An 8,667-nucleotide genomic window follows, 5' to 3' on the forward strand; every position below is an offset into this window, starting at 1 on the left:
TCTCGTCCGCCACCGCTGACGGAGCCGTCTCCACGGCCACGTCCCCGGACGCTTCCGCGGCTATGTTCTCGCTGGTCACAGGTGCAATCCTCCATGATCGGAGTTACACCGTTCTATTTACAGTCCCCATGCTGGGACAAGGCCATCGCGTCACCTCTCGCTTCAACGAGCTTCGCTACTCGGAGAGTTGCGCGATGGCCGCCTCATGACCAGGGGGTATGCGGAGATCACTGCTACACCACTCGGCGGGACACCATCAGCGTGCTTGGCAGGAAGCCAGGCGCCGCCAGTCCTCCCGCCGCATTGTCGTAGAACACGCCAACGCCGAAATGAAGCAATGGCGGCCCTTGCAGCGATACATCGGACGCCGCGAGTCCTTTACCGAGACCCATCTGGCAATCGCCGCACTCGTCTCTGATCGTGCTGCCCGCAGGACGACTCGCCGCCGGCACAGCACCGAGATTGTCCTCGCCCGACTCGTTGCCCAGTGACCTCCCACCAGCCAAACAGCCAGGTCACCCTGCCCGGATCTCAATTACCCCCGAGCTCGTTAGAGCCCCGGCCGGCCCCAGCCAGCCGGAGCTCTGCTCGCGGACCCGTGCGATCCGCTCCCGCTTGCGGTCCTGCGCCTCGTGCAGATACTGCCGGGCGGCCTCAACCCGGGTCGGTGGCCACGCCCACCCGATCCGCCCCAGGCGGCAGAGGATCGCCTCCGCTGCGGCCCTGCCGCGCCCGTTCCACGCGGGCCTGGGCCCGGGCTGCGATCGACTCCTCGTTCTGACTGCGTGCAGCTTACTCGGCCTTGACCTCCTCAAGGCACCGCCGGATACGCTCGTTCCGCTCCCGCCGGCACCGCAGTTGCCGCGGCGTATCGGTGCCCCGGGTTCCCACCCCGAGGGCGGCGTCCTCCGCCTCATCCACGGCAGCGGCCTCCGCGGTGATGGCGTCGACCTGCTCCTGCAGCCATGCGCGTCGGCAGGAAGCGGCCCGGGACGCGTTCGCCGCGATCTTCGTGCGTCTCGACGGTGCACCAGGCGAGGCTGGAGATCATTCAGTGGCTCACCTGCTACAACACCCGCCGTCGCCACAGTGCCCTCAACTACCTCTCGCCTGCGGAGTTCGAACAACAGCACCTACGAGCAGATATACGCGCAATCGCAGCATGAGCCCCTGTGTCCACACCACGGGGGACGCCTCACAATCGTCCGCACCCCCTACAAGAACCATCGCGAACAACCCAAGTACTACCAGTAGTTCAACCGCGACCACGCCAGACCGCGGGCACCCGCGAACGCGCCTTCGTCCAACTCAAAACCTGGCGCATTCTCCGCAAGGCACGCTGCTCAACCAACCGCATTGGCGCCGTTGTCGCTGCCGTTCACACCCTCCTAACCTGCGAAAGCGAAGGATGGAAAATGCTCAGTGAAATCAGTGCGGTTCAGGTGGTCAACTTTCGTCGATTGTCGCGACGCGGCGGCGAAGATAAAATCGCTCTACCGGCCGCTCGGCTCGGGTTTGACTTACACGCAGAGGTGTTGTCATTGTCATGGGTTAGTGCGTCCGCGGACATCAACTCTGCGAACAGTTCTAGCCGGGAAGCGAATGAGCGTTCAGTCGGCCAGAGCCTCGATATTCCCGGCTCCCTATTCGGGTGCTGGCCAATTGTCGAGCTAGTTCCATGATTCCTCAAATATTGGAGGCACTGTAATGTTCCATCGTGTTGCTCGCATCGGTCTGGCATCCTTGTTCGCCGGTGGTGCGCTTATTGCAAGCATACCGACTGCTCTCGCGGCGGAGACGCAGAAGCCCACCCAAGGGCCGGCGCTGATGCTCGTTCAGGGATTCAAGTGCATGACCGAGCATGTCGACAACAACGTTGCGCTCGAAGATTGCAATGAGAGCGACTACAGGCAGTACTGGTCGAGCATCCCCACTGACGCCGACGGCCTCACTGGGCGCGCGCTGATAAATTTGTCCACTGGCCACAAGATGTCAGTCGTCGGGGATAATGTTGTAGCGGGCTCTGGTGGAATTAGGGAAACCGTTTGGGACCACATTAGCGTACCTGGGGGATATCATTTCAAGAACATATCCCTCGGATCGTTCATTGGAACTGATGGGGGGAACGTCAAGATGCAGCAGCAACCGATGACTTGGTCGGCGAGGTGAGGCTCGGTTCCCATGAGGGTTATTCAACGGAGCTTTGCAGCAGTCCTCAATCGGTGAAGGGCTGCAGCAGGTAGGACGGCGAGGCAGGATGGTGAAGTTCTCCCAAAGTCAGGAGATTAAGGCTTTGGGGGATGCAAGCGGGTTGTCGGAGACTGGTGTGCTGGTCGGAACGCGGGCAACATGGATCCGTTGAGACAGGTTGTCGACCAACGACCTGTACGGAGCCGCGTTTTCCTCGCACTCTGCCCCCTCCCTCCCTGACGACACTTTCCCAGGAAATCTCCGTGGCCGCGGGGTGGCTCGCCGCCGGGTATCTGAGGATCTGACCCCGTTCTTGCCCTTCGAGGTGGTGAAAGCTCCCGCAGGCCCATCGGGCACACCTTGATGCCAAGTTTTCGGCGCGGCCGGGCACAGAACTTTCGCCAGGCACCTCGGCGGCACAGCCCGCATGGTGCGGTTGTGCCGCCGCGGGCGCGATGGTGGCATCCACGGGTTGGGTAACTGCCCTAGATGTATTGCCCTGTGAGGTTGGGGACGCGGCTGGCGGGTGGTTTGCCCTTGAGCGCGGTGTGTCCGCGGTGGTGATTGTAGGTGTGTAGCCACTCGCCGAAGGCGTCGCGTCGTTCCTGTTCGCTGCGGTAGGGGCGGGCGTAGGCCCATTCCTCCAGCAGGGTGCGGTTGAGGCGTTCGACTTTGCCGTTGGTCTGCGGCCGGTAGGGACGGGTTCGCTTGGGGGTGATCCCGGCGGCTGTCAGTAGGTCGCGCCAGTCGCGTGAGCGGTAGCAGGAGCCGTTGTCGGTCAGGACCCTTTCGACGGTGATCCCGCAGGAGGTGAAGTACTTCTGGGCTCGCTGCCAGAAGCCGGTGGCGGTCTCCTTCTTCTCGTCTGTGTGGATCTCGCTGTAGGCCAGGCGGGAGTGGTCGTCGACGGCGGTGTGGATGTAGCTGTAGCCGGCGCCGGAGCGGGTTTTGCGGCCTGCCTGCCGGCCGAGGGCCTTGTGGCCGCCGCCGTTGATGAGGATGGTCGAAAACGGCTCTGACCGCAGTTTCGTGAAGGTCATGGTTGGGTGAGGATGCGGGTTCGGAGGAGTTCGAACGAGGCCCGGCCGTACATGGCTCGCTTGAGTGTTTTAAAAGTTACGTGGAATCTGCCGGGGTGATCATGTCTCCCCGGCACAACCGCGAACTTGGGAGATGGCTTGAGCGGTACGACGGTGCTCACGGAGAAGTGGCCGGTACTCGGCCGGCACGAGCAGGCGGCGGCCTGGCTGGTGGTCTGGACGGATCTCGGGCGTGCACCACGCACGATCGACGCCTATGGCCGAGGACTGGCCGAGTACCTGCTGATGTGCGAGCGCGAGGACGTCGACCCGGTCACCGCGAACCGTGCACATATCGCCTTCTACGTAAGGAAGTTGACCTCGCGGCCGCACCGCCGGGGTGCGAACGTGATCTCGATCGACTCTGGGGTGGGGCTGGCGAACGCGACGATCCAGCAGCGGCTCGTGCCGGTCCGTCTGTTCTACGACTTCCTCATGGAAGAGGGACTGCGGGAGTCCAACCCCGTCGGCCGGGGGCGCTACACCCCCGGCCGGCGGAACGGCGGCCAGCAGCGCGGTCTGGTGCCCCGGCTGACGAAGCTGCCGTGGATTCCCGGCGAACAGCAGTGGCTGCGCGTCCTGGAGGTCGCCAAGCACGAGCCGGTACGCAACCGCGTGATGCTCGCCCTGGCCTACGACGCTGCCCTGCGCCGTGAGGAACTGTGCTCGCTGCGGACCGACGACGTCGATCCGGACCATCGCACGCTGCGGATACGTGCGGAAACGACGAAGAACCGGCTGGAGTGGGTGGTGCCCTACTCGGCATCGACCGGGGTGCTGCTGTCGGACTACCTCGCTCACCGCGCCCGGATCAGCCGGGCCCGCGGGCCGCTGTTCTTGTCGGAGTCGCGGCGTAATCACGCCCAGCCGCTGAGTCTGTGGACCTGGTCGAAGGTGGTCCGGCGGATCGCGCTGGCCTCCGGTGTCGAGCGGTTCTCCACGCATACCACCCGGCACCTGTGTCTGACCGATCTGGCCCGCATGGGCTGGGAGTTGCACGCGATCGCGTCGTTCGCCGGGCACCGGCACACCGACTCCACCCTTCAGTACATTCACCTCTCCGGCCGGGACCTGGCCGACAAGCTGGCCCGCGGCATGGACCATATTCATGCCTGGCGAATACAGATGCTCACCGCTCCGGCCGGCGCGACGGCGGAGGTGTCGCGGTGAGGGCATCGTCGCTGGCCATCGCCACCGTGGACACCGACGGTCGCTGGTCCTGGCCGATTGTCCGGGACCGCTACGACACGACCGTCGCGGTCCGCCCTGCTGAGGCGCGGGCCGTCCTTGAACTCGGCGTGCGCAATCTGCGCCGGCTGCAGTACCACGACCCGGCTGCACCCGGCTGGCGGGTGATCGCACGGCTGCTGGGACCGCTTGAGGCGGTCAACGCCGCACTCGACTCGCCGCCGACCCCGCACCGCCGACGGGCCATGCTCGACGTGATCGCTCTTCTGCTGACGCACAGCACGGAGACTGGCCGGACCTACTGGGGCTGGACCACGCAGGAGTGGGCCCGTCTGCTCGGCCGCACCCAGGCCGAGTTCCGGCAACACGTACCGGCCTGGGCCGGGGACGAAGTTCGCCCCTACCTCGCGGCGCACGCCTACCTGCTCGGTTCCTTCAACGAGTTCCACCAGCTCGGCAGTTTCCAACGCCTCACACTGTCCTGGCGGATCTTCGGGCGGGACCGCGTCACCGGCGAGTTCGCCCGCATCCGCACGGTCCTTGGCGCCTGGGGCTACCAGCTGGGCGAGGACGACGACACACTGCTGCCGTCGGTCGCCTGCCAGCTGTTTCTGCTCAACCGCAGCCCGCACCTGGAGGACTTGGACACCGCGCTGTTCGACCGGGTCCGCCGCGACCGGCTGCTGGAGGGCGCCCGGCTGAACACCCTGCACGCTCTGCAGCGGGCGGTCGCCGAGCTCGGCTTCTGCGATCCACCGCTGCAGAGCACCGGCCGACACTCGGCGAGGGCCACCGGCGGCGCCAAGGTCTGGGAACAGTGGGCTGATCGCTGGCACGACACCTCTACCCTCACCCCGCGCGTCCGCGGCAGCATCCGCTCCACCCTCCTGCGAGTCGGCCGGTGGATCGCCGCTGAACAGCCCGACGCCGCCGATCCCACCGACTGGACACAGCAGACCTGCGCGACCTGGATCGCGGCACTGGACCGGATGAAGGTCGGCGACTACACCCAGCGCACGGTCGGCCTCAAGGATCGGCTCGGCAAACCACTGGAGGCGCCCACCAAGGCCGGACAGATCACCGCGCTGCGGACGTTCTTCCGGGAATGCCAGCAATGGGAGTGGCTGTCCCGCCGCTTCAACCCACTACGCGCTCTGGCGATCCCTCGCAGCATCACCGCTCTCCTTGGCCCCGACCCACGGGTGATCGCCGACGAGGTTTGGGCGAAGCTGTTGTGGGCCGGCCTCAACCTTGATCCCGCGGATCTTCCACAGACCCGGTCCGGGCACTTCTACCCCTTCGAACTGGTCCGCGCGGTCACGCTGACCTGGCTCCTCTCCGGCCAACGCAGCAACGAGATCGCCCGGCTGAGACTGGGCTGCATCCGCTGGCAGCACGAGGGAGCACCCATTGCCGGCGACTCGCAACAAGTACTGGCCCGCGACGCGGTCTGCCTGCTCGACGTCCCGACCCACAAGACCGGCACCGCCTTCACCAAGCCGGTCGACCCGATCCTCGGCCAGGCCATCGACGCCTGGCAAGCCGTCCGCCCCGACCAGCCGAAGTTCACCGACCGCCGCACCGGCGAGCACGTTGAGCTGCTGTTCGCCGTCCGGGCCCGTCGCGTCTCCACCAGCTACATCAACAACACGGTCATCCCGATGCTCTGCCGCAAGGCTCGAGTCCCGGACGCCGACGTCCGCGGGAACATCACCAGCCACCGAGCCCGGTCGACCATCGCCAGTCAGCTCTACAACGCCAAGGAACCGATGACGCTGTTCGAGCTGCAAGCCTGGCTCGGACACCGATCACCGCAATCCACCCAGTACTACGCGAAGATCACCCCGAACACTCTGTCCAAGGCGTATTCCGAGGCCGGCTACTTCGAGCGGAACGTCCGCACCATCGAGGTCCTCGTCGACCGCGACGCGGTCACCTCCGGCGCTGCCACAACCGGCGAACCCTGGCAGCACTACGACCTCGGACACGGCTACTGCACCTACACCTTCTTCGAGCAGTGCCAGCACCGCATGGCCTGCGCACGCTGCGACTTCTACACCCCCAAGGGCTCCACGAAAACCCAACTCCTCGAAGCCAAAGGCAACTTGCAGAAGATGGCCATCTCGATCCCCCTCACCGAGGATGAGCAGGCAGCCGTCACCGACGGCCAGAGCGCGCTCGACCGCCTCCTCGACAGACTCGCCGACACCCCCACCCCAGCCGGGCCAACACCCCGACAACTCGACATCCCAACGAACGCCACCCTCCTGCCGATCCTCGACGTCCGGCAGGGCAAACCACAGCAAGCTTGACAATTCTGATTCCACAGAATCACCCGATTTACGTGGCCTTCGACGGTGCCGGAGATCCAGGGCAGGGTGAGGCCGGCGGTGACGGCGTCGAAGTCCTGGCGGAGGGACCCGGCGAAGCTCTGCAAGGGTTTCGGGGCGTCCTGTTCGGCCTGGCGGATCCACTGCATCAGCAAGAATCCGCGCTGGTTGCGGACGAGTTCGGCGAAGGCGCGGGCCAGGTCGCAGGCGCGGGTGATGTCTGGGCAGGCGAGCCGGACTTGGAGCAGTCGTTCCTCCTGGCTGTCGGTGAGGGTGTCGCGTGGGCGCATGATCCAGGAGGTGATCTTGCGCGGGCTGGGGATGTCGGCCCGGCCCGGTGCGGCGGTGCCTGCCCTGAGGGCGGTGAGGTGCTTGCGGACGACCTGGCGACTGCCGAGGTAGCCGCGTTCGTGGATTTCGTGGAAGAGACGGGTGCCGCTGACCTGGCCCTGTGTCTCGGTGAAGCGAGCGTTGAGGTATGCCTTGAACGGTTCCAGCACGCCGTTGGGCCGGCGGTCGCGGGCGGAGGCCAGCAGCTGGTCGAGGTCGGTGTCGCGGAAGCGGCGCACGGTCTTGCAGTCGAGGTTCAGCCTCCGGGCGATGGCGCTGATCGTCCAGCCCTTCTCCACCAAGCGGTCCTACCTTGTTCGTGGGTTGGACGGGCCGTCGTAAGGTCCAGAGACCCAGAGACACCAGGTATGGCTTCCAAGCGGTTGCCCTCGATGGTTCCATCCACCTGGCCGCCCGGTGTCTCACGACGACTCGGCCGCTGATTAGGAGCTGCGAACGCCTTCGGGCGGATCGCTGAGTAGGACCGCGCCGGCGAGGTCGTCCGGGAGAACAGCACATCCACGACCCGACTGGCCTCGACATCGACCAACACAGTGCCGTACGTGCAGCCTTTGCGGAAGGCGAACTCGTCCACCCCCAGCACCCGCGGGGCACGGTCCGGCACCGGCGGCGATGTCAGCAACCTGAGCAGCCGAGTGCGGCCGCGCGGCCATCCGCAGTTTGCGGCACAGCCGCGCGGCCGGACGGCCACCCAACTCCGCCGCGATCGACCAGAGCCAGCCCGTCATCCCGATGCTTGACCGGCGGTACCGCTCGGTCAGCCCGCCGACTTGCTCGACGAACGTCCGGCGTGAACAGCTTGGCCGGTCGCAGAAGAACCGTCGCACCCGGAGCCGGACTGTGACTCGACGTGGACCCAACGGCCTCTCGTCCAGGGAGCGTTGGTACGTACTGTGCACGCGTTCCGCCCGCTTCCGGCAGTCCGGGCACCGGCCCGGACGACCCGTGGACTCCGCCTCCAGCACCAGGCCGCCGGAGACATCGTTGACGCGCTCCACTCGCACATCGATCCCAGCAAACAGCACATCCTCGATCGTCTTGCTCGCCACGCCAGGGAACACCGTGCTGAAACGATCCCTCGTTCCTACCCCTGACCTGGGGATTCACGAAACTGCGGTCAGAGCCTCGAAAACGACCAGAGAGGCTGGTTGCCTCAGATTCTTCCCTGCTCAACGAAGTGGGGATGGTGGGGAGCGACCAGCGATGTGCGGAGGGCCCGGCGACCGTCAGGTCGCCGGGCGCTCGTGATCGGTGAGGGTCAGCTCGAGTGGACCGCGTAGTAGGTGCGGAGGACGGGACTGATCCCGGGGATCCGTGGCAGTTCCAGACCGCATGCGTTGACGCGTTCGTCGCCTCGTGGCGGGCCCGCGGATTCAGCCCGGTGACCATCGACAACGACATCTGAGCTGCCCCGAGTTTCGTAGAGTCCGGCGGTGTTGTTTCAGGCGGACTGCGGGGTTTGCTCCTGGCTCCGCCGGAAGTCTCGTTCGTACTCGCTGGGCGGTACGTAGTCGAGTGCGGAGTGGAGA

At 65.8% G+C, this 8,667-nt stretch carries 5 protein-coding genes and 3 pseudogenes; 5 read left to right on the plus strand and 3 right to left on the minus strand.

The genetic code is table 11. The features are described 5' to 3' along the window. Window positions 1–965 precede the first annotated feature (965 nt). The 3 genes and pseudogenes from ACLJT4_RS41865 to ACLJT4_RS41875 all read left to right on the plus strand — a co-directional run bounded on the left by ACLJT4_RS41865 (window position 966) and on the right by ACLJT4_RS41875 (window position 2,169). A complete protein-coding gene (locus tag ACLJT4_RS41865; protein WP_411130386.1) occupies window positions 966–1,166 on the plus strand; it encodes an integrase core domain-containing protein in 201 nt (66 codons plus the stop codon). Between the two features lie 37 nt (window positions 1,167–1,203). Then, window positions 1,204–1,409: pseudogene (locus tag ACLJT4_RS41870) on the plus strand (transposase family protein); the annotation flags it as partial. 442 nt (window positions 1,410–1,851) lie between these two features. Further along, the gene (locus ACLJT4_RS41875) at window positions 1,852–2,169 is read left to right on the plus strand and encodes a hypothetical protein (RefSeq protein WP_411130388.1); all 318 of its coding nucleotides are present in this window, start codon (window positions 1,852–1,854) and stop codon (window positions 2,167–2,169) included. Between the two features lie 506 nt (window positions 2,170–2,675). Here the strand turns inward: ACLJT4_RS41875 and ACLJT4_RS41880 are convergent. Then, window positions 2,676–3,182, minus strand: a pseudogene (locus ACLJT4_RS41880) (DDE-type integrase/transposase/recombinase); the annotation flags it as partial. A gap of 186 nt (window positions 3,183–3,368) precedes the next feature. Between ACLJT4_RS41880 and ACLJT4_RS41885 the strand changes: the two are divergent. Both ACLJT4_RS41885 and ACLJT4_RS41890 read left to right on the plus strand, forming a co-directional pair. Then, window positions 3,369–4,439, plus strand: coding sequence for a tyrosine-type recombinase/integrase (locus ACLJT4_RS41885; protein ID WP_411130390.1), 1,071 nt, complete (start codon window positions 3,369–3,371; stop codon window positions 4,437–4,439). After that, complete coding sequence (locus tag ACLJT4_RS41890; RefSeq protein ID WP_411130391.1) at window positions 4,436–6,769, plus strand: tyrosine-type recombinase/integrase; 2,334 nt, start codon at window positions 4,436–4,438, stop codon at window positions 6,767–6,769. Before ACLJT4_RS41885 ends, ACLJT4_RS41890 begins: the two co-directional genes overlap by 4 nt. 80 nt (window positions 6,770–6,849) lie before the next feature. On the opposite strand, the pseudogene ACLJT4_RS41895 reads toward ACLJT4_RS41890, so the two are convergent. Together ACLJT4_RS41895 and ACLJT4_RS41900 are read right to left on the minus strand one after the other, a co-directional pair. After that, window positions 6,850–7,077 (minus strand): annotated as a pseudogene (locus tag ACLJT4_RS41895) (hypothetical protein); the annotation flags it as partial. Between the two features lie 483 nt (window positions 7,078–7,560). After that, window positions 7,561–8,199, minus strand: a complete 639-nt coding sequence (locus ACLJT4_RS41900; RefSeq protein ID WP_411130393.1) for a transposase family protein — start codon at window positions 8,197–8,199, stop codon at window positions 7,561–7,563. Window positions 8,200–8,667: the final 468 nt, after the last annotated feature.

The organism is Streptomyces sp. x-19 (genome assembly GCF_046549115.1).
Classification (GTDB): domain Bacteria; phylum Actinomycetota; class Actinomycetes; order Streptomycetales; family Streptomycetaceae; genus Streptomyces; species Streptomyces albulus_C.

What these genes read in the sequence shown, in the direction of transcription:
- ACLJT4_RS41875 (WP_411130388.1), top strand. Translation starts at nt 1,852, where the DNA reads ATGACCGAGCATGTCGACAACAACGTTGCGCTCGAAGATTGCAATGAG.
- ACLJT4_RS41865 (WP_411130386.1), top strand. Translation starts at nt 966, where the DNA reads ATGCGCGTCGGCAGGAAGCGGCCCGGGACGCGTTCGCCGCGATCTTCG.